15 protein-coding genes are annotated in these 21309 nt (G+C 42.6%); 5 read left to right on the forward strand and 10 right to left on the reverse strand.

The features are described from left to right. Positions 1-36: 36 nt before the first annotated feature. The 4 genes from MKX41_RS14635 to MKX41_RS14650 all read right to left on the reverse strand — a co-directional run bounded on the left by MKX41_RS14635 (position 37) and on the right by MKX41_RS14650 (position 7438). A complete protein-coding gene (locus tag MKX41_RS14635) occupies positions 37-1899 on the reverse strand; it encodes an assimilatory sulfite reductase (NADPH) flavoprotein subunit (protein WP_340974924.1) in 1863 nt (620 codons plus the stop codon). A 267-nt stretch (positions 1900-2166) separates the two neighbouring features. Next, positions 2167-5424: an ATP-binding protein gene (locus tag MKX41_RS14640; RefSeq protein WP_340971420.1), complete on the reverse strand. Its 3258-nt coding sequence runs from the start codon at positions 5422-5424 to the stop codon at positions 2167-2169. Then, a complete protein-coding gene (locus MKX41_RS14645; RefSeq protein ID WP_076284629.1) occupies positions 5411-5785 on the reverse strand; it encodes a response regulator transcription factor in 375 nt (124 codons plus the stop codon). Before MKX41_RS14645 ends, MKX41_RS14640 begins: the two co-directional genes overlap by 14 nt. 21 nt (positions 5786-5806) lie before the next feature. Further along, entirely contained in the window at positions 5807-7438 is a 1632-nt protein-coding gene (locus MKX41_RS14650; RefSeq protein ID WP_042189978.1) for a diguanylate cyclase, read from the reverse strand. Between the two features lie 217 nt (positions 7439-7655). Here MKX41_RS14650 and MKX41_RS14655 point away from each other — a divergent pair, with 217 nt between their 5' ends. Then, positions 7656-7925 (forward strand): ACT domain-containing protein, encoded by a 270-nt coding sequence (locus MKX41_RS14655; protein WP_340971424.1) that lies wholly within the window; start codon positions 7656-7658, stop codon positions 7923-7925. A gap of 13 nt (positions 7926-7938) precedes the next feature. Next, positions 7939-9294, forward strand: coding sequence for a PFL family protein (locus MKX41_RS14660; RefSeq protein WP_256716384.1), 1356 nt, complete (start codon positions 7939-7941; stop codon positions 9292-9294). A gap of 89 nt (positions 9295-9383) precedes the next feature. On the opposite strand, the gene MKX41_RS14665 is transcribed toward MKX41_RS14660, so the two are convergent. Next, positions 9384-9794 carry a hypothetical protein gene (locus MKX41_RS14665; RefSeq protein WP_340971426.1) on the reverse strand — a complete coding sequence of 137 codons (411 nt, stop codon included), beginning with the start codon at positions 9792-9794 and terminating at the stop codon, positions 9384-9386. A gap of 206 nt (positions 9795-10000) precedes the next feature. Between MKX41_RS14665 and MKX41_RS14670 the strand changes: the two genes are divergently transcribed. Both MKX41_RS14670 and MKX41_RS14675 read left to right on the forward strand, forming a co-directional pair. After that, on the forward strand, positions 10001-11038 hold the full coding sequence (locus tag MKX41_RS14670) for a glycosyltransferase family protein (protein WP_340971428.1): 1038 nt from the start codon (positions 10001-10003) through the stop codon (positions 11036-11038). A gap of 13 nt (positions 11039-11051) precedes the next feature. Next, positions 11052-12125, forward strand: a complete 1074-nt coding sequence (locus MKX41_RS14675) for a glycosyltransferase WbsX family protein (protein WP_340971430.1) — start codon at positions 11052-11054, stop codon at positions 12123-12125. A 28-nt stretch (positions 12126-12153) separates the two neighbouring features. On the opposite strand, the gene MKX41_RS14680 is transcribed toward MKX41_RS14675, so the two are convergent. Continuing rightward, entirely contained in the window at positions 12154-13617 is a 1464-nt protein-coding gene (locus MKX41_RS14680) for an MFS transporter (RefSeq protein WP_149646877.1), read from the reverse strand. Between the two features lie 164 nt (positions 13618-13781). Between MKX41_RS14680 and MKX41_RS14685 the strand changes: the two genes are divergently transcribed. After that, the gene (locus tag MKX41_RS14685) at positions 13782-14201 is read left to right on the forward strand and encodes a MarR family winged helix-turn-helix transcriptional regulator (protein ID WP_340971434.1); all 420 of its coding nucleotides are present in this window, start codon (positions 13782-13784) and stop codon (positions 14199-14201) included. A gap of 305 nt (positions 14202-14506) precedes the next feature. Here MKX41_RS14685 and MKX41_RS14690 read toward each other — a convergent pair whose 3' ends face one another. From MKX41_RS14690 to MKX41_RS14705, 4 genes are all read right to left on the reverse strand, one after another. After that, positions 14507-16177, reverse strand: coding sequence for an extracellular solute-binding protein (locus tag MKX41_RS14690; RefSeq protein WP_340971436.1), 1671 nt, complete (start codon positions 16175-16177; stop codon positions 14507-14509). Continuing rightward, positions 16174-17577, reverse strand: a complete 1404-nt coding sequence (locus tag MKX41_RS14695) for a response regulator transcription factor (RefSeq protein ID WP_340971438.1) — start codon at positions 17575-17577, stop codon at positions 16174-16176. The genes MKX41_RS14690 and MKX41_RS14695 overlap by 4 nt, the downstream gene beginning before the upstream one ends. Beyond that, positions 17570-19315 carry a sensor histidine kinase gene (locus tag MKX41_RS14700; protein ID WP_340971443.1) on the reverse strand — a complete coding sequence of 582 codons (1746 nt, stop codon included), beginning with the start codon at positions 19313-19315 and terminating at the stop codon, positions 17570-17572. The genes MKX41_RS14695 and MKX41_RS14700 overlap by 8 nt, the downstream gene beginning before the upstream one ends. 139 nt (positions 19316-19454) lie before the next feature. Then, positions 19455-21290, reverse strand: coding sequence for an ABC transporter substrate-binding protein (locus tag MKX41_RS14705; RefSeq protein WP_340971445.1), 1836 nt, complete (start codon positions 21288-21290; stop codon positions 19455-19457). Positions 21291-21309: the final 19 nt, after the last annotated feature.

The raw sequence follows: 21309 nt of genomic DNA on the forward strand, positions 1-21309 counted from the left end.
CTCCCCCCGAAGTCATTCGATAACTCCATCTATCCATTAATAGACATCACGCTGGTAACGCTGCTTCTGTTGCATATCTTCCAGATAAGCCGCTGCCGCTTCAGGGCTCAGTCCGCCCTCACTCTGAATTATCGTAAGCAGTGCAGAATGAACATCATGCGCCATGTACTTCTCGTCACCGCAAACGTAGATATGAGCACCTTCTTGCAGCCATTCATAAACCTCACGACTCTTTTGTAAAATGCGATGTTGTACATATACTTTCTCTTCGGTATCACGTGAGAAGGCGACATCCAGCTTGCTTAGAACGCCATCCTTTAGCATTCTCTGCCAATCAGTCTGATACAGGAAATCAGTTACAAAATGCCGATCCCCATAGAACAGCCAAGATTTTCCTTCCGCTCCCAGCTCCCCACGTTCCTCTAGGAAAGAGCGGAATGGTGCAACACCTGTGCCTGGTCCGATCATGATGATCGGTGCTTCCGGATTAGTCGGCAGCTTAAAGTTAGGATTATGCTGAATGTAAATAGGCAATGTATCTCCCGGCTCTACTCTTTCTGCGCAATGCACTGAGCAGACTCCGTAACGTTCCCTACCATGAGCCTCATAACGTACAGCTCTGACGGTTAGATGAACCTCATCCGGGTTAGCTTTATAACTGCTAGCGATAGAATATAGCCGTGCAGGAAGCTTCCGCAAAATCGTCACAAAACTGCTGGCTGGACCTTCCCACGGTGAGAAGTCCTGGATCAAATCGAGTAGATCGCGTCCTTGAATATACGCTTTAAGCTCCGGAGCACGGTCTGGAGCTAATAACTCACTCAGCTTGTTTGAAGCAGACAGCTTTGCCGCTTGCTCCAGCAAAGGTTTGGTCAATACAGTGATTTCATAATGATGCAGAAGTGCCTCACGTAAGGCTCCTTCATCACCTTTCTTATTAAACGGAACCTTATCATTAGGATTCCAGCCCATAGTATGAATAATAGCGTCCACCAGTTCAGGATGATTCTCTGGGTATACTCCCAGTGCATCCCCAGGTTCAAACTGTATATTAGAGCCTTCAAGCGATAGTTCCAAATGGCGAGTCTCCCGGTCCGAACCGCGTCCGTTCAAATTCAGATTCTCCAGTACCTCTGCCTTAAAAGGATTATTACGAGTATATAGAGGTTCTTGTGACTCTGCGTCCTCCGCGGCTTGAACCGCTTTTGCAGCAATGGCTGGAGCATTTAAATCTGCATTTAATGCACCAATTACACCTTCAAACCATTCGGCAACGGAATCGTCATAATCGAGATCACAATCTACACGTGGACTTAGGCGCTTACCACCAAGCTCCTCTAACCTCTGATCGAACTCTTTACCCGTCTGACAGAAAAATTCATAAGAGGTGTCTCCCAGAGCCAGAACTGAAAACCGCAGGTTCTCTAATTGAGGAGCTCTTTTACTGTAAAGAAATTCATGAAAAATCCTTGCATTATCAGGTGGTTCACCTTCTCCATGAGTACTCACCAATAGAAGTAGATTCTCAACCTTTTTAAGCGCTGTAGGTTTGAAATTGTTCATCGCGGAGAGTGTGACCTGAAACCCTTGCTCTTCCAGCTTGCGGGACAAGCTCCCCGCAAGTCGCTGGCAATTCCCCGTTTGCGAACCAAATAATATGGTCACTTCCCGTGAGGCTGCTGGTTGGCTCGTTACGGAAGTGCCAACCTCTGTGTTTCCAATCGTATTCGATGGCACTTGAAGTTCAGCACCTGCTGGCGCTGCCGCCGTAGTACGTCCAATCGCGGACAAAAATCCACTAAGCCATATTTGCTGCGTCTCCGTTAAGGTTGGTAGAAGACGATTGAGAAGCTCGACTTGGTTCTCGTTAAAAGGACTGTTCGTTACCTGTAGTTGCAACAATATCCACCTCTCCTAAACATGAAATCTGGTTATGATCCGTGCCTCAATTGAATTTATCTGAGCCTTTTTTAGAACCTCATAAAATCAGGCTATCACAATATTTGTAAACGATCAATGAAGTCATTTTCACCTAAAAATTGTTAATTATTGAAAAAGTATCAATAAAGTACGTAAAAACCGATCAAAACAGTATGATTTGCCCTGTTTTGATCGGTTTCATTATAAAAAATGATACTATTTATAAAATATTGTGATAAATAAAAACTATAAATCCTTCTTACTTTCGGGAAATAATACTTCGCCTACCCCTGTCTTTATCTTCACAATCTCTTCAAGCGTATTCGATAACTCACCTGGCGGATAAGGCTTCGTTAAATACTTCTGTATCACATCATTCAGTTGGTTCTTATCTGATTGATCCAGAGCAGAAGAGATAACAATCGGAATATTCTCTGTTCTCGAATCCTCTTTTAGCATTCGGATCAAATCCCAGCCGTCCAGTTCTTCACCAAGCATCAAATCAACCACGATCGCAACAAATGGTGTTTTCAAGGCCTGATCAAAAGCTTGCTGTGGATGATAGTGATGGGTAACACGGAACCCCTTCCCTTTAAGCTCTTCTGATAAAAGCAACGAAAGACTATAATCATCTTCAACAATCATTACATTAGGTTTGAGCTCTTTATCGGCATTCCATTTATTCAGCTCATCTTGCTGCCGGCTTGCTTCTGCATTAAGGATTGGAAGGCTAAACCAAACGGTTGTCCCTTCACCCTCTACCGAATCAATACCGATGGTTCCCTTTTGTTTCTCAATAATTTCTTTACAGATGGCAAGACCGAGACCTGTTCCACCAATTCTTTTGGAGGCACTGTTGTCCACTCGTCTGAATTTTTGGAATAGCTGTCCGATTTGATCCTTTGGAATGCCCAGACCATTATCCTGGATACGCACAATAATATGATCCGGCTCATTATGCAGCAGTACCTTCACTTCATTGTTAGAGGGTGAGAACTTGATCGCATTACTTAACAAATTCGTTAGAACTTGGACGATCTTATCCTTGTCCACATCTACCTCCGCATTCAGAGCCTCATCCACCAATAGCACATGATGTGTGCTACTAAGTTTATATTGATCGATAACCCCAAGGACAATTTCACTAAGATTTACATGCTCCGTGATATACTGCTGCTTCCCTGACTCCATTCTCTGCAGATCCAGAAAATCATTAATAAGCTCAGTCAACCGCTTCGCTTCCTTATGAATCGTCTCCAAATACTTCAGCTGCTTCTCAGGCTTCATGGTTTTGGACAATAGCAGTTCCGTGAATCCTAATACACTCGACAATGGCGTTCTCAGCTCATGACTTACCGTACTGACAAGATCAGATTTCATAAGATCCAGCTCGTACTCCCTAGTGATATCTCTATATACAAACAATGTACCAATTCTAAGCTCCCGGCGGAAAACAGGAATCGCATAAACATCAATATGCTTCTTGGATTCCGTTCCAATGGAGTATTGCATACTGCTGGACTCCAGAGCATCCTCAGAGATTGCCTGTTCAAAAAACGACCGAAGCTCATGGTTCTCATTCGAGCGTTCGATGAAATAATCCATCCATTCTTTTCTAGGAGTCAGTGTACCTTCAATCCAGTCATAGTTAACGATGTTGCACAGCGCCTTATTCATCTGAAGCATCACGCCTTCTGTACTCACGAACTGAATGCCTTCGTTTACGTTATTCACGATATCGCGGTTCAGCTTTCGCCCATGTTCAATCTCTTCGTACATGAATAAACGTTCAATCGCCAGAGCTACGCGGTTCATCATTCCTTGAACCTCATTAATCTCTTCTTTACTGAAAGAATGTCCAATCCGGGTTCCGCAAAATACAGCTAGAATCTCATCTTCTGCATTTACAACAGTGGTATAGAAATCATAACAGTAGACCTCATTCGCAGAAATTCCCTGTTCCGATTGCGTAGCTAGACGCTTAATCAGATAGGTTTTTTCCGTCTTCAAACGATATAACATTTCATTGTTCTCATTATCGAGATAACGGTCTACATTTTCCTGAGGAATCCCTTTAACAGCCGCGATCTTATCTTTTACAAGAAGGAAGAAACTCGAATCAAATGAATACAGGTGATGCATGAACTGAATAAACTTATCTGCAAATTCATGTTTATCTAAGGTGTATGTAATGTCATGATTCAGCTGATTATTAAGTTCAAGCATTTTTTTGGTCTGTTCTGTATTCTTCAGCGTTTCCGCTAGCTCCAGCTGTACACTTTTCATAGAGGTGACATCATACGCGATAAAAATGTACTGATAAATCACACCCTCATTGTTCAGATACGGCACGACAGTCAGATGCATCCAGATTGGCAATCCGTCTTTAGTCAGAATCTGGAGTTCATTGCTCCATACCCCGCCCGTATATAATTTGTTGAAGATCTTCTGCATTTGTTCTCTAGAAATATTATAGAGTTCAAATAACTTATAGGTAAAACCGATAATTTCAGAATTTTTATAGCCGGTATATTTACTTAAATTATCATTCGCGTAGGTAAATACTCCTTTATCTGTAAGGATCCCCACCGCTGAGGATTGATCGAGTGCCTTCATCATACTCTCTATTTCACTAAGCGAACGTTGCAGTCTATACTGCTGATCCTGAAGTTCATCTTGCTGCGCGTGCAGCTCTTCATTCTGCATCATCAATTCTTCTTCTTTGTCCTGAATACTTCTGGCCATATTTAGAAATGCATTATAAAGCCGACCAATTTCATCTTGATGCTTAAGCTTGCCGAGAAGAATTTCCTCACCGGCAGCCAAGGAATGAGTGGCCCCTTCCAGCTTCAAAATAGGATTAATCAAATTCTTAAGAATCCGCCAGATCATAAAGGTAAAGAACAGTAGAATAATCGTGCTAAAAAAGAAGGCGATAAAGGTGAATTCGTTAGCTCGTTTAATATAATCCATAGCCATGGTATTTAATGCTGCATCGGATCGCTGTCTGTACTCTTTCGTATACGTTAGAAAATCATTCACTGATTTAGTAATACCATCTCCGGATAGTACTCTTAAAGCAGCATAATCATCAGCCTCGACAAGCCGAATTGCTTCCGGTAAGGTTTTATTTTTATACTGGACATAAAATGATTTTAAACCATCTCTAAACAAGGCTTCTTCGGCGGATAAATTAAGATTAGAATACGTATCCAGTATTTGATCAAATTTTACTAAGGCTGCATTTAAGAGCTTTAATTCATTCTCGTCCTTAAGCAAAGTGAATCCCCTAGCTCGGAAAAACACCTCATTTAACGTGCTCGCCATCTCGCTGATCGTGTCTGCTTTATACTGCAAACTTTCACGTTCTCTACTTAATTCATCTTGCTCATAGTTTATGAAAATAAAAAAAACAGTTCCCATAAGAATGATTAAAGAAAACACTAATACAATGATGCGGAAATATTTATTTTTGATGCTGTGATTAGCGTTACTTTTCTTCACCACTCAGGATCCCCTCCACAATCTGCAAGAGTTCCATCGGACTAAATGGTTTCGGCATGAAGTAACGCGCACCTGCTTCAACTGCTCGAATTCGATCTACATCTTGAGCTTTGGCCGTTAACATTAATATAGCTGTAGTTTTCTTTTTCTCCTCATCCAGCTGCTGAAGCACTTCAATCCCTGTCATTTCTGGCATCATATAATCCAGAATCACCAAATCATAAGGATCCGTAGACAGCTTAGTTAGAGCTTCCAACCCATTCTCCGCTGTGTGAATCTCAACATTCTCCAAATCTTCCAATGTATCCTCGATTAACATCCGTAATACTTCTTCATCATCCACTACCATTATTTTTTGCATATTCGCACAATTCCCTTCGTGTTAGAACAAAAATCTATGAGCCAACCGTTCCATTCGGGACAACAGCTCAGGCATATGGACAGGTTTTACTACATAATCATCGGCACCCATCTGCAGGGCATGTACAATATCCGCCTGATTATTTCTCCCTGTCAGCATGATCACTAATATATTCACTTCCGGATACGTCTTGCGAATTCTTTCCAGGACTTCAACGCCATCAAGATCCGGCATCACACCATCCAGTAGAATAATATATTTCTCATCTATGGAATACCAATCCGATTGCAAGAAATCCAGCCCATTCGCATAACTGCTGATATTCACCTCAGCAATATCCTCCGGCTCCCAAGTATCAATCTGATGAGTCACTATTTTTCGAATCAACGCATCATCATCCACAACAATTACATTTAGAACCGAATGCTTTTTAGTCGACGATAAATGGTCCGTGTAGAGTGTAGTCTGATTCCTTCCGGCATCTTTGCTGGCATAGAGAGCTTGGTCTGCTTCTTCTACAATTTTATCGGCAATATTCTCAGCTTCTGTTACCTCTGATATCCCACTCGAGAAGGTCACATGAAAGACTTCATTCTTCGCAAAAAAGTCGGTGGCAGCAAATTGCTCCTGAATACGGTTTATTACTGTCAATGCAGAACTTGCATCCGTATTTGGCAGGAACACAGCAAACTCTTCTCCACCGAAGCGGCAAAAGGTATCTTCCATACGAATCGAACCCTTTACAAGCTCAGACAAGGACTGTAATACCTCATCTCCGATTAGATGACCATATGTATCATTAATCTTTTTGAAATAGTCCAGATCAATCAGTGCTAAAGAAAACACCCGTTCCGTGCGCTTAAAATCGCAAATCAGCTGCTTCATCACTTGATTAAAGTGTTTTCGATTAAACGCACCCGTCAATTCATCCACAATGATGGATTCCTGCCACTCCCGCTTTAACTCAAAGCGGTTTTTAATCAAAGCCAGAAATAAATCAATATCTACAGGCTTCGATAAAAAATCCATCACGCCCAGCCTATACGCATGCAGTTGAGTCGCTTTGGAGTACTCCCCACTTATAATGATGATTGGAATACGTTCTTTTTTGGCTTTGCCGATAATTTGATTCAAGACCTCAATTCCGCTGATATCAGGCAAAAGAATATCCAGAAGAATTAGATCCGGTTTGGTTTCATAAAAAATCTTGAGACCCCGTTCAGCGGATAAGGCTATGCTTACATAATAGTTCTGCTTCTCCAATGATTCTTTTAAATAAGCCACTAATTCTACATCATCATCAATAAGCAAAATATCATTATGTGGGAGTGCAACATCATTTCCTTTTTTGTCTAACGGCTTAACTGAACCTAGAGAAACCGATGAATCTTGGTTAAACAGTGGAATAAGCGGATACAAATAATCGCCCCACTCTTCAATAGACCAGCTCTTAAGGCTACTTTCCATGAAATAGGGCAACGTTGCATCGGCAAACTGTTCAACTTCTTGTAACCCCACTGTTCCTGCCGTACCTTTCAAATTATGCAAAAAACGATAAATGTCCTTCTCGTTAACTTCCGACAGTTCCGACCATTCCTGGAGGGTTTGTTTGGTCCGCTCTTCAACCATATTTTTATATTTTTGTGTAGTCATATTTACTCCTTCAGAGTATCGTATCAATCTCTCACTTCATCATATTTTTCATATACTGTCAATCGAATTTTCTTTAAATTCATAGGACTTTATATAAAAATGATCAAACGGACAAAAAACCTTTGGTTGAAGCTTGCTTCAGCATTTGTAATAATGATTGGAATGGTTCATTCCGTTTACACGGCGTAATCACCATATACAAAGGGAGGCTGTATTTATGAAGGGGATTATTACTGTATTAGGAAAAGACAAAGTAGGGATTATTGCCAAGGTATGTACATATCTTGCCGAGCACAATTTGAACATTCTGGATATTTCTCAGACGATTGTACAAGATTATTTTAACATGATGATGATTGTAGACATTTCTGGCGCGACTAAAGCATTTGAGGATATTGTTGAGGATTTACATTTGATCGGAGAAGTGATCGGCGTGGAAATCAAGCTTCAGCATGAGGATATTTTTAATATTATGCACCGCATTTAGGAGGATGACCATGATATCACTGGTGGAAGTACAAGAAACGAATAAGATGATCCGTGAAATGAATCTGGATGTACGTACTATAACGATGGGGATCAGCCTCATGGATTGTGCACATACAGATATGAGAACTTTTAACCAAAACGTATACGACAAAATCACTAGATCCGCCGAGAAGCTCGTCAAAACAGGTGAAGATCTGGAAAGACAATTCGGTGTACCCATTGTTAATAAACGGATTTCTGTGACTCCTATTGCTATTGCTGCTGGTGCCGTGAAGACGGATACGTATGTGCCTGTAGCGGAAATTTTGGACAAGGCTGCCAAAGAAGTTGGCGTTAACTTTATTGGCGGCTTCTCTGCGCTTGTACAAAAAGGGTGCACCAAAGGTGATCGTATTCTAATCGACAGTATCCCAGAAGCACTCGCAGTCACTGAAAGAGTCTGTTCGTCCGTCAACGTCGGCTCCTCCAGAAGTGGAATCAATATGGACGCTGTGAAATTAATGGGTGATATCATTATTCAAACTGCGGAACGCACCAAGGATCGGGATTCCATCGGCTGTGCTAAGCTGGTTGTCTTCTGTAATGCTGTCGAGGACAATCCTTTTATGGCTGGAGCCTTTCATGGGGTTGGTGAACGGGAATGTGTCATTAACGTTGGCGTCAGTGGCCCGGGTGTAATCAAGCGTGCATTAGAGGAAGTGAAGGGGCAGGACTTCGAAACCCTGTGTGAAACGATCAAACGGACTGCGTTTAAAGTTACGCGTGTGGGACAACTAGTTGCGCAGGAAGCATCGAAACGGATGAACGTGCCTTTTGGGATTATCGATTTATCTCTGGCTCCAACACCAGAAATTGGGGATTCCATTGCGGAGATCTTTCAAGTCATGGGTCTGGAAGAAGCTGGTGCACCAGGAACAACAGCCGCTCTGGCGATTCTAAATGACAATGTTAAAAAAGGTGGCGTGATGGCCTCCTCCTATGTTGGCGGACTCAGTGGAGCCTTTATTCCAGTTAGTGAAGATCACGGAATGATTCAAGCCGTACAGCGTGGTGCTCTTACGCTTGAGAAGCTAGAAGCCATGACCTGTGTATGTTCTGTGGGACTGGACATGATTGCTATTCCGGGAAGTACTACCAAAGAGACGATCTCTGGCATCATCGCCGATGAAGCTGCTATCGGAATGGTCAACAACAAAACAACCGCTGTTCGCGTCATTCCTGTCATTGGCAAGGATGTAGGCGAAATCGTTGAATTTGGCGGCCTACTTGGATATGCGCCTGTCATGGCTGTTAACGGCTTCAATTGTGCCAACTTTATCAACCGAGGCGGACGAATTCCTGCTCCAATTCACAGCTTTAAGAACTAATAGAAACCTCAAACAGCAAGTCCCTATTCGTACCTAGGCGACTTGCTGTTTTTTATTGTTCAGAGCTTGAAGATGTTAATGTTATAGATTTAAGCCCGCTGGATCCCAATATTAGGTGTTCCGCCGGTCAAATCGATAAATAATACATAGTCATTTCCATCCGTGCCCTTCAGCACGAGTCCTGTCTGACTTGCAACTCCCAGAGCGAAATATCTGACTTGTTGAAGGCTCGTAGGTGCTGAAACTGGTGACAAAGCCTGATTCACCGCGATCAAACGGGTCGCAGTTTTGATGGTGCCTGCACCGCTAATTTCACCGGTAACCCCCAAATGACCGAGCAGGGACTGACTGCCGTTCACCTGAAGGCTTCCCATAATAGTCTGACTACCATTTAATTGCAAGTTTGAATCGATAGTCTCATTCCCGTTGACATGCAGATCATTTTGAATGGTCTGACTTCCTGTAACAAGAATATTATCGAAGGTTGGCAAGACGATCATCCCTTTCAGGTTTTATAGTATATCTTATGTTAGACAAGACAATCCGGTCATAGATAGATATACATCTTTTACTAAATCCGCTTTTTCCTTCAAGATTCAGATTAATGGTCTTATACCTAAAGTCAAATGAACCCCCTACACATATAATGATTAGCAAGACTAGGTGCTAGAGCGAACGACTGGCTCCAATGAATACAGGAGGAATTATGAAGAAGACAGCTACTAGGCTCACTCCTCAAAGGACCTCAACTCACGAAGTCTCCATCAGCCAAGTTCATCAATCGCAACACCATAATCTCATTCTCGAGAACTCTTATAGAGCGGAAACCATAACACGGGAACTAAAGCAATTAAGAGTATTGCTTCTGGTCCCCTCAGAGATAAGTGATAAAATGCCTAATGTACGACTTTTTAAAGATCAGCTAAGGCATCTGGTCAAAGAAGTGCTTGCCATTAAGTTACATCATAATCTAGAAGAATATTTAGCACACTATCAGCCTGATATGATACTAGCCTTGGGATCAGAATCCCTGTTCCCTGAGGAGAATATTCCTGCCCTCAAAGCTTATAACGCTCCTAAGGCCGTATGGATGGCAGACGCGACCTGCCTTACCCGAACAGAACGTAATCTAGCGTTGTTATTCGATTATATTTTCACACAGAACATAGCTAATCTAATCTATTATCAAGGTTTACGTGAGAAACATTCGTGCTACCTCCCTTATGCTCCAGATACAGAACTCTATTATCCAAGACGTGTCGAGAACCGTTACCACAGTGACGTACTCATTCTCGGCCATTTTCAAATGAATAGTGTTCTTGACACCCTAGCTCATTCGGAACTACTTCATGGTCTCAAAATAATGACCATTGGTAGCGGGTGGGAGCCCACCAAAAATTTCATAGACATCACCTACGATAAAGCAGAAATATCTAACTATTATAATGGAGCAAGGATCATCATCAATTGCACAGGATCTGTGCAGCAAATTATGGAGGTCGCTGCTTGCGGCGTATTTCAGTTCGTGGAAGATCATCCCCATTTTCAAAGTTACCCCATCACAGAAGAAGGCCTTATTCGTTTCCAAAACTTTAAAGAGCTCTCTGAGAGCTTCAAGTACTATATTGCTCATAGTGATGCAAGGAGAAGTTCGGCCACTCGTGCTCTAAAAGAAGTGAAGTACAATCATTCGTATCTTCAGCAGGGAAAGCTGCTTCTCAAAAAAATATTCACGGAACCATAGGGGGTGACTTGACTTGAAATGCATCGCTTTTGTATTGCCTCAGTTTCATCAGATAGCAGAGAACGATTCCTGGTGGGGAGAGGGATTTACAGAATGGACAAATGTCAGGAAGGCTACAGCCCTTTATCCTGAACATGATCAACCGAAAAAACCATTAAATAATAACTACTACGATTTAACGGACTCTAATGTGAAACAATGGCAGGCAGAAACTGCAAAAGCTCATGGCATTTACGGTTTTTGTTATTATCACTATTGGTTCAATGGCAGGCGACTTCTGGAACAACCGGTTCAGCAGATTCTTGCCAGCAAAGAGCCTGACTTCCCCTTTTGTCTGTCTTGGGCTAACGAACCTTGGACACGAAGCTGGGATGGCACTGAAGAAGATGTCTTGATGCCACAGGAATATGGAGAAGAACGGGATTGGCGAATGCATTTTTATGCTTTGTTAGAGGCCTTCAAAGATGAACGATATATTTGCGTAGACGGCAAACCAGTATTTATTATCTATAGATCCTCCAGCATCCCTCGGTGTGATGAAATGCTTCAATGTTGGCGTGATTTAGCACAGCAAAACGGACTTAAGGGCCTTCATCTTGTCCGGACACTGGGCGGATTCCCCCTAAAGACAGAGCACGGGTTCGACGCCAGTCTAGAATTCGAGCCTCACTACACATTCGCACATGGTGGTGTAAAGCACTTATGGAGTTCCAAGCAGGTGGAGGATCAAAAGCATATTGTCATTGATTACGATGAATTATGGGAATCTATGTTAGAACGGACACCTCATAGGGATGGGGAAATTATATATCCGGGAGCATTTGTTAACTGGGATAATACACCACGCAAAGGTGCTGCCGGACAAAGTACTTTAGGTGCAAATCCTCACAAATTCGGTCAATACCTGTCACGACAAATTGAGAGGACCAAGAAGATGTTCAAAAGTGATTTTATTTATATTAACGCTTGGAACGAGTGGGCTGAGGGTGCCTATTTAGAACCGGATGATCATTATCGGTATCAATACTTGCAAGCCATTAAGAAAGCCCTTCAATATCATCACAAAGAAGATCCTTCCACGCCGTAGCGTCAGAAGGATCTTCTTCTTTTATTCCTTATGGTCTTTCCGAAGTCTGCACTCTGGCGCTTCTTGCACTAATCATTCTCCAACCCGTTAGCAGTGCAGCCACAAAGCATATGGATGCCGAAGTCATGAACACTACATGCATCCCACTGATGAATAACTCTGGTCGACCTGGAACTAGACCTGTTACCCGATAACCAGCTTCACTGCTCATCACATGAAAGAGAATCGTCGTAGCTATCGTAATACCAACGACCATCCCCACATTACGAACAAGCGAGTTGACGCTGCCCGCAGAACCAAGCTGAGTTCTAGGCACCTTAGACATCACAAGTGAATTATTTGGCGACTGAAACAGACCACTCCCTATTCCTAACATAGCGATCCACACGCCTACCAGCACAACAGAGCTTCCTTCATGAAGCTCAGCTAATCCAAACTGAGCAATAACCATGACTACCAGCCCTGCAAAAGTTAGGAATTCAGACCCGATTTTATCCGATAAAGCACCGCTTATTGGTGCTACGACTACCATACATATCGGTAACAGCATCAACAGGAATCCCGCTTCAAAGGGCGATAGATTCAGCATATTCTGTGCATAAAACGGCGCGATGATATTAAAGCAGAAGTTCGCTGTAAACACGAGAAACCCACATAAAATACTTAATGAAAACAACGGATTCTTAAATAATGACAATTGCAGTAGCGGTTCTTTCCGGCGAAGCTCCGTCCATAAGAAAGCAATGAAGCTGACTATAGCTACGATTAAAGACGTCACAATTAAGCTATCGCCATAACCGAGCTGCTGTCCCAATAAAAGCCCTGCGAACAAACTTATGATAAAAATAGCGAAGAGTAAACTACCCGGAACGTCTATTGTAGATTTCGTCCTAGTTAAATCCTTAGGCAATACCTTCCAGCCTAACAGGATAGCGATCACTCCAATAGGAATGTTCACCCAAAAGATATACTCCCAGCCTAATGTCGAAACCATAATCCCACCTAAGCTAGGGCCAGCTATACTTCCCAGAGACACGAATGTACCTATGAAACCAAGCGCTTTACCCCGCTCATTGGCAGGAAAGATATCCGTAACGATTCCCTGGCTGTTCGCCATTGTCATCGAAGCTCCGATAGCCTGAATGACACGCGAAGCAAGTAAAGCAGGTAAACTTAAACTAAATCCACACAGCATAGAACCAATAACAAAAACTATCGTACCAATCTTAAAGATTCGAATCTTCCCGACAATATCTCCAAGCTTCCCGAAGAAAAGAATCGCAGCACAAATTGCCATCAAATATCCTGTGGTTACCCATTCGATTTGTGCCATAGGCAGCTTCAATTGTTTCGATAATTCTGGCAGAGCGATGTTGACAATACTACCATCAAGTGTGGACATGAAGGTGAAAATATTCAGAACAATTAAAATCATCCAGCGTTTCTTCTGAATTTCCTTGTCTTCCTGATAGGTTGCGCTAATAGAACTCATAAACTAACACCTCATTGAATATAAAATCAACGTTTAGTTGCGTACGCAACAAAACTTACTTACCCAGTGTACATCAATTTAGTTGCGCACGCAACGACTTTATTGTACACTTTGTCTCAGAGTAGCAAATGCGCGAACTATAAACCCAAAGAGGTGTCTATATCTTGGAAAAAGAGCCTATAGGAAAGTTGATTTCCTATTTTCATCGTCAAAATCAAAAGCAATTGGTAAAAAAATTCATGCCCTATGGAATAGGTAGTGGCGGGCAACATAGTTTTCTAAAACTAATTACTTCCAGACCAGGGATTACACAAGATCAACTAACTTCTGAACTAAAATTCGATAAAGCCACCACCGCACGCTCCGTGAAGCAATTAGAGGATTCGGGTTATATTGAACGTAAACCAGATCCTAATGATCGACGCTCTCAACTACTGTATCCAACGCCTAACGCAATCGATTTTTCGCCTATTCTTCAGTCTATTTTAGATGATTATAACAAGAGCCTAGTTGGTAAATTAACCAGCGAGGAAGTAGAGCAGCTTCGCTACTTACTTCAAAAAATCAGCACTGACGAAGAATAGGACAAAAAAAGAAACTGTCTCAAAAGTAGTAAAGGCTACTTAAGGGACAGCTTCTTTTTTTGAGAATTATTAGGGAAAAGCTCCCTAAAAATCAGAGTAATATCGGTATTTGCCAACAAATCAGCGAAATTATAGGGAGAATTTCCCTAATTATTAGTCAGATGAGCAGAAATCTCAGAATTACAGGGAGGAATTCCCTAATTATCGATCAGTGCTCCAGTTTCCTTGGTGAGGACACTCCACTTTTCCACAATCAGTCCATTCGCTCCGCTACTTTTAGCGAAAAAATCTATATCATCCCGTGCTCACTTCACCTTTACAGTTTCAGCAACTTCTTTCGTAATCTCATCCCCACCAAGGCTCTTCCATTTCGCTACAAAAACATCAAAGTCACTAAGCGGTGAATCGCCCACAATAATATTCAAAAATGTCTCGCTCTCCAGATTTTGCAGCTCCGTCCACTTACTCTTCATTAGTTGGGTGTTTCCGTAAAATACTCCCCGCACTCCCTCAATAGCAGTTGAGGTTAAGACGGCAACTCCATATTTATATGCATTCGCTGCTTTCCAGCCTTCCAGATCTTTCTTTGGTTGTTCAGTGTCCTCCACCCATTGATCATAAATGAGACGGGTATCTGGATTTAATGTATCTGGGTCTATTTTGCCATGCAAAGCTTGCTGGATATCTGCATAATGTTTCTCTATCGCATCCGAATAATCAATTAAAAGGTCAAACGGATAATAAGCACGCAGCTGAATTCCTGTTTGCGCAGAGAAATCATCCAGCTTCTTAACTTCCTCCGAATTAGGGTCTTGTCTTCTCTCAAGTCTTGTAAACACGTTCAACTGCTTCATAATCGCCTCTGGATGCTCGAAACCTTTACGCACAACAAGGTAACGGTCTGTTACCGGAGCCAAATGAGCAACAAACTTACCAGACTCATCAAGTGGAGCAGCATACGCTCTCCATTCTGCCTTCGTATCGAGAGCAACCGCCTCTGACAAAGGATAATATGGCATCCACCACGGGCCAAAGAACATGCCTGATTTCCCTGTAATAATAGGCTCTTGCGTTTCTTTATAAAGTGCAAAATTAGGGTCCAAGAGCCCTCTTTTATACCAATCAGCCAGTTTGGCAAGCGCTTGTTTGGTCTCAGGTGTAATGGATCCATATACAATATTCCCAGCGTTATCCTTGATCCAATTGGTGGGAAAAGCATGCAATGCACTAAACACAGCATCCAGACCATTTACTAATGGCTTTGTCCCATAGATGATATTCTTGTAGCCGCTAAGTCCGACCGTATCTCTTTTGCCATTGCCATCGGGGTCCTTCTCAATAAAAGCCTTCGCTATGTTCTCAATATCTTCGAAGGTTTGCGGTGCCTGCAGCTCCAGTTTATCCAGCCAATCCTGACGCACCCAGAGCAGAACAGGCGAATCCGCATCAATGGCTACATTAGGCAATCCGTATAATTTGCCGTATCGAGAAGCATCGGATAATGCCTCACCCTGAGTAGAATTGTACATATCCTTAATTAAATCAGAGCCATATACATTGTAGGTCTCTGTAAGATCCTCTATCATGTCATTATCAATGAGTTTCTTCAATTGATCTCGATCAACAACCATCGCATCCGGCAAATCATTGCTATCGATCGCAAGCTGTGCTTTTTGATTAAAAGCATCTTCACCCTTCGCTTCCCAAGAGTGAACTACCTTGATATTCGTAATGCTCTCCAAATAACGGGTGATAGGATTGTTGTCGTTGCTGTCACCTGTATTTAGCCTGGAATCGGGAACCTTAAATCCTACACGAATCACGATCGGATCTTCGTATTTGCTATACGCTATAGAAGCATCTTCGACCTCACCCTGAGGACTTCGAGTAGAATCTACTGTTTTGTTCTGGTCACGGCATGATGTAAGTCCGATCATCATTACAAGTAAGAGGATAGATCTACACAATCTCATCATTGGTCCTTCCCCTCCGCACGATATTCACTCGGGAGTTGACCAATACGTTCTTTGAACAGTCTACTGAAGTAACGGTCATCTTCAAAGCCAGACCTTGAAGCAATCTCACAGACGGGTAATGAAGTCTCCCGCAATAATGATTTAGCCAACTCAAGCCGCATTCCCCGTAAACATTCACCGAATGTCTCCCCGGCAAAACGAGCGAAACATTGACTGAAATAACCACGGCTCATATTAATTTCCGCCGCTACGTCGCTCTGATTGATTTTGTCACCTGCATGGCTCTGCATGTAACGAACTGCGCGAATAAGGCAAGACATCACCTCTTTAGTCAATCCTAGCTCGAGCATTCTCCTTCCCACATGATCAGAAAATCGGCGCAGCCAAGTCTTCCAATGGCACCAGTTCAAATTAAACGAAATATCCCGTTCCAGTTGAACAGCATCCTCTGACTTCAAAAGTAAAGAACTCCAGCTTTGCAAAAGGGAATGGGCGAACGTTAGAAATCTATCCTGCCTTGGCTTCTGCAAGAGTATGTTCGTTACAAAATTCTCCCATTCGTTTCCATCAATCGTCCACTTGAGATTTTGAGCTTGCACGAATAGATCAGCTTCATCCGGTTTTAAATGGGGAACCGCTATTTCCTTCTTTAGTTCCTCATAATTCAGACAGGTCAGTTCTTCAGCACTAGAATGATAAAATAGCATATGCCGAAGCTTCGTGGTTAGCTGCTCCTCCAATTCCTGTAGTGACTGATCTCTTAACCCACTGATGAGCGCGGTCTGCCATCTCCCAGAAAGCTGGTTCTTAATCTCACGCTTCCCCTCTTCTTCCGAGAACCGGTGAAGCAAGGGCGACATCCACATCTCATGAAAGGTAATCAGCGGATTATTCTTCACGAAGGATAGGTGAAATAACTCTTCTTCATTACAGTGGCTGCTTAATGGTAAATAGAGCAGTGCCTTGTCTGCAGCTATCCTTTTACCTTCACCATGAACCAGTGCATCCCTTGTATTGTCCTCCCATTTGATGCGATCGACCAGGCGACGTATAGTCTCGTCCGCATTTTCCATCTCCAATAGAGTTTTGACAATATAATCAACGGCTCCTAAACGCATGGCCTCCTGCACATAGTCAAACTCATGATGGCAAGTAAGCACAACACAGCGAATACCTGCGAAACGCTGCCTTACTAGTTTAATTAGCTCGAACCCAGAAATGCCGGGCATGGTCAAATCTACAAATAACAGATCCACATCCTGTTGTTGAAGTAGCTCCAAGGCCGATTTGCCATCTCCCGCCTCGCCGACAATCACAACCCCTAAGGATGACCAATCAATTAGAGATATGAAGCCTTTCCGCACAAGTCTCTCGTCATCAACCACTACAGCCTTAATCATCGAAGTCCTCCTTACCTTTCCTCGGAATCACGATAGATACAACCGTACCTTCCCCTAGCTTGCTGTACATCTCTAGCTTCATTTGTTCTCCATAGTAGGTTCTGAGCATCCGGTTCACGTACGAGAATCCGATTCCGAGCCCCCGTTTCTTGGCGCCATCCTCTGACAGCAGTTGATCTAACGTATCCACATCCATTCCAGCCCCATTGTCTCTTACACACAGCTGAACTTCTCCTTCACCATGCTCTGTAATCAAGACGTCCACCCTGCCATTATCGCTTAGTCCATGATAAATCGAGTTCTCAACAAGAGGTTGAAGTAAGAATCTGGGGACAGCCACAGACAATACATCCTCATCAGCCTCCACGTTAAATTCGAATTCATAGTCATAACGGATGCGCTGCAGTTCCATATAATTTCGGATCGCTTCAATTTCCTCTCCAAGGGTAACAATGATGCTTTGTTTGCCCAGATTATAATGCAGCACCTTTACAAGAAGAGTAACCAGCTTGTCGATCTCCTTCTGACCGTTAAGCCTTGCCATCCACTGCACCGTATTCAATGTATTATGCAAAAAGTGAGGGTTAATCTGGCTAAGTAGCTTTTCAATCTCGAATTGGCTTTTCTGCTTCTCATTATGGGCTACCGCAACAATCAGCTCATTCACCTGTTTCTTCATCTGCTGGAAGTTACTAAGCACAAAATCAAACTCTTCCACATTCGTGTAGGCAACCGGAGAGGTAACATTTTCCGCCATTCGATTAATTTCAAGGTTAACCTTGCGCAAAGGACCATAAATCTTTTTCCAAATCATCCAAGCCAGAACTCCGGCAAAGAGTAGTGTCGAGAACGCGAGCAGGATCATTTTATAGAACCAAGAATAAATTTCACTGTTGAATTCGGACTTTTTAACTACTGCAATAAGCTTCCATCCCTGTGGACTAGCGTATCGAAACAGATGATATCCGGTAAGTGTTTCATGTGATAGATTAGAGTTGCTTCCAGCAGCTTTGATAATTCCTTGAGGTAATTTACCATCAATGACATAAGTGCTAGTGCCCTCTTGATTCACAAGTAGATGGTTTACTTGCATTCCGTAAGATTCCTGATTAAATATTTTGCGAAGCAGGCTGTAATTCGTCTCTAAATAAATATATAGCTTATGTTCACCTGGTACGCGTACAATGCGCTGTTCTGAGAACACGAGATTATCGCCGACGGCATACATCGTAGAATGCGGTCCATAATAATCAGCTCCGTTATATCGCATAAAAGAAGGTAACGTACTGATATCGAAATTTCTGCGCGCACTCATATTCGTAAACAGAACCGGATCATCACTGCTTGGCATAATGTAGGCTGTAAGTCCAATGTAGGGATTCGTAAAATTAACGAGGTTGATCTTCTGGTTGATGGAGTTCATCATTTGCGATTTGCGATAAATTTGCTTTTCCTGAATAAATGAGGACATTTCTTCCACAATCTGACCATCCAGCGCAAACTGTTTAGAGGCAAAATCCATATTGTCGATGGCATTCTCCAAGCTAGAGGCTTCCTGTTTCAAGCTTGCACTTATACCATTGCCAATTTTCCCTGAAAGAATAGAGTAAATAGAGGTGTAGGTTACGAATCCTACTAAGAGAAGCGGAAGAAGTGTTCCGATAACTAGATAGATGAATAAGGTATTCCGTAAGGATTTGACAACTGGGGTATGATTACGCTTAAGTACTCTTACCATCCGAATGATCCTCTTCCTTCTTCCTGTAAGCGTTCTATATATATCAATGTGAGAATACCACATTTATCCTTAATTGAATAGAATAGGGCAGAACAGCCTCCACGCCGCCCCGCCCTATTTGTATTTTTCTAATCACACCTTATTTTACGCTTTTACGAGCCTCGAACAATTCCTCTGCCTTTTTAATCGAGAAATCCATAACTTCGGCATAGCCGAGACCATTCACCTTATCATGCATTTCTTTATTCAATTTGTCATATTCAGCTTGATCTTTAGCAAAAACCATTTTCCAAGAAATTTGTTGAATGACCGTACCAATTTGTTTGTTCTTTTGCTCCAGTGTTTTGTCCATCATCAATGGTTCTTTTCCAGTGAAGCCTTGTGGTGCTACGGCCAATAGATTATTTTTCTCAAAATACTCCTTAGGCGTCAGAACGCCCATCTTCGCCCTCCAGTCACTATCAAGCTTAGACGGATTACGCTCTAGGGTTGTCGTCCATAGATTGTGATCGTATGGCTCTTTGTTGTCTGGATTCACCATCGCCGGAACTACAAAAGAGAAGTTCATTTGATTAGAGCCGTAATAGTAGTCACCACCACCATATTCTGCAGGCACTTGTGTATTCTGTTGATCGGCATAAGCCTTCCAACCAAAGTCAGTCACGACAGGTTTACCGCTTGCATCCATATCCCAGGTTAGACCTTTAGGTCCGTTAGGCACCGCTGTTCCGCTTCCTGCAGAGATCATTGCACCTTCCGGAGTATACATCCAGTTAATAAATTCCATAATTCTAGCAGGTTCTTTAGCTTTTGCACCGATTGCTATAATACCGTTACCACCGTATACATTGAAGCCAGTGGAATACATCAGCTCATCCTTGAACGGAACTAATGCAAAACCTTTACCTTCTGCTGTTCTTTCCGGTGTATTGTAGTTTGCTGCCCCTAGCCACGGGAACCAAGAGAACAACAGACGACCATCCTTGTATTTCGCTACAACATCGTCGAATTTTTGTGTCATAGAATCTGGATCCACCAGACCCATTTGGTTAGCTTCAAAATACAGTTTGAGCGACTTCATATACCAGCTGTCTTCGGATAAGAAGTCATAATATTTCTCTTCGTCTGCTTTAACATATACAGCGGTATCAGGAATTTCGTCATAGCCCATCATGTTGGCGAACTGTTTAGCCAATGTCATTTTATAGTTGCCGTCCCAGTCAGACCACATCGAGAAAGCATAGGTTTTCTTTCCTTGCTCATTTTTTGGTTCAAGCTCTTGCATTTTTTTCAGCACGGGCAAATAATCTTCAATCTTTGAAATTTCAGGTGCTCCGATTTGTTGGTAAAGATCCCATCGCAGGTCTGGCCCCCAAGTCATATCTTTCCCTTCAGAAGGTCCAGATGGATTAGAAGCTACGCTGTTTCCGATGCCAAAAACGGATGATCCACCACCAAAAGCAACCTTTGCTTTCTCAATAGCTTTTGGAAATGTACTCCCAATGTCTTTTCCGTATTTGTCCAGAAGTCCGTCTTGTGTCCAGTCTAAGAGAAGCTTTCCTTTGATCGCATTTGGATAATGGTTTTTGTCATCACCGAAAATAATGATATCCCCAAGATCTCCGGAAGCCATCATTGCAGAGATTTTGGTATCTCCACCTGTAAGGTTTGAAGCTACAATATCCATCTCAATATTGAACTTATCTTTGATGATTTTGGCAAACCATCCGGTTTGTGGACCCGCATAGTTAGCTGTTGTAGAGAATACGGTCAGCTTAAGCGGCTTGGAATGATCAAGTGCTCCGTCATCCGGTGCTGCTGTTTCTTCCGCCGGCGCATTCGTTGCAGCGGAAGTAGGCTTCTCTGTGCTCATGTTTTTACCCGAGTTAGCCGTATTATTCCCCCCGCCACATGCTGCCAGAACAAAGACCAGGATTACGGATAGCATGACAAGCGATGCTCTTCTTAGTCTCATTGCTTTATACCCTCCCTTT

Source organism: Paenibacillus sp. FSL R5-0475 (assembly GCF_038004585.1).
Lineage (GTDB): Bacteria > Bacillota > Bacilli > Paenibacillales > Paenibacillaceae > Paenibacillus_AQ.

Excerpts from the sequence above, each read along its gene's own strand:
- MKX41_RS14700 (WP_340971443.1), bottom strand. The coding sequence starts at position 19,315 with ATGGTAAGAGTACTTAAGCGTAATCATACCCCAGTTGTCAAATCCTTA.
- MKX41_RS14655 (WP_340971424.1), top strand. The coding sequence starts at position 7,656 with ATGAAGGGGATTATTACTGTATTAGGAAAAGACAAAGTAGGGATTATT.
- MKX41_RS14670 (WP_340971428.1), top strand. The coding sequence starts at position 10,001 with ATGAAGAAGACAGCTACTAGGCTCACTCCTCAAAGGACCTCAACTCAC.
- MKX41_RS14705 (WP_340971445.1), bottom strand. The coding sequence starts at position 21,290 with ATGAGACTAAGAAGAGCATCGCTTGTCATGCTATCCGTAATCCTGGTC.
- MKX41_RS14650 (WP_042189978.1), bottom strand. The coding sequence starts at position 7,438 with ATGACTACACAAAAATATAAAAATATGGTTGAAGAGCGGACCAAACAA.
- MKX41_RS14665 (WP_340971426.1), bottom strand. The coding sequence starts at position 9,794 with ATGATCGTCTTGCCAACCTTCGATAATATTCTTGTTACAGGAAGTCAG.
- MKX41_RS14690 (WP_340971436.1), bottom strand. The coding sequence starts at position 16,177 with ATGATGAGATTGTGTAGATCTATCCTCTTACTTGTAATGATGATCGGA.
- MKX41_RS14645 (WP_076284629.1), bottom strand. The coding sequence starts at position 5,785 with ATGCAAAAAATAATGGTAGTGGATGATGAAGAAGTATTACGGATGTTA.
- MKX41_RS14680 (WP_149646877.1), bottom strand. The coding sequence starts at position 13,617 with ATGAGTTCTATTAGCGCAACCTATCAGGAAGACAAGGAAATTCAGAAG.
- MKX41_RS14695 (WP_340971438.1), bottom strand. The coding sequence starts at position 17,577 with ATGATTAAGGCTGTAGTGGTTGATGACGAGAGACTTGTGCGGAAAGGC.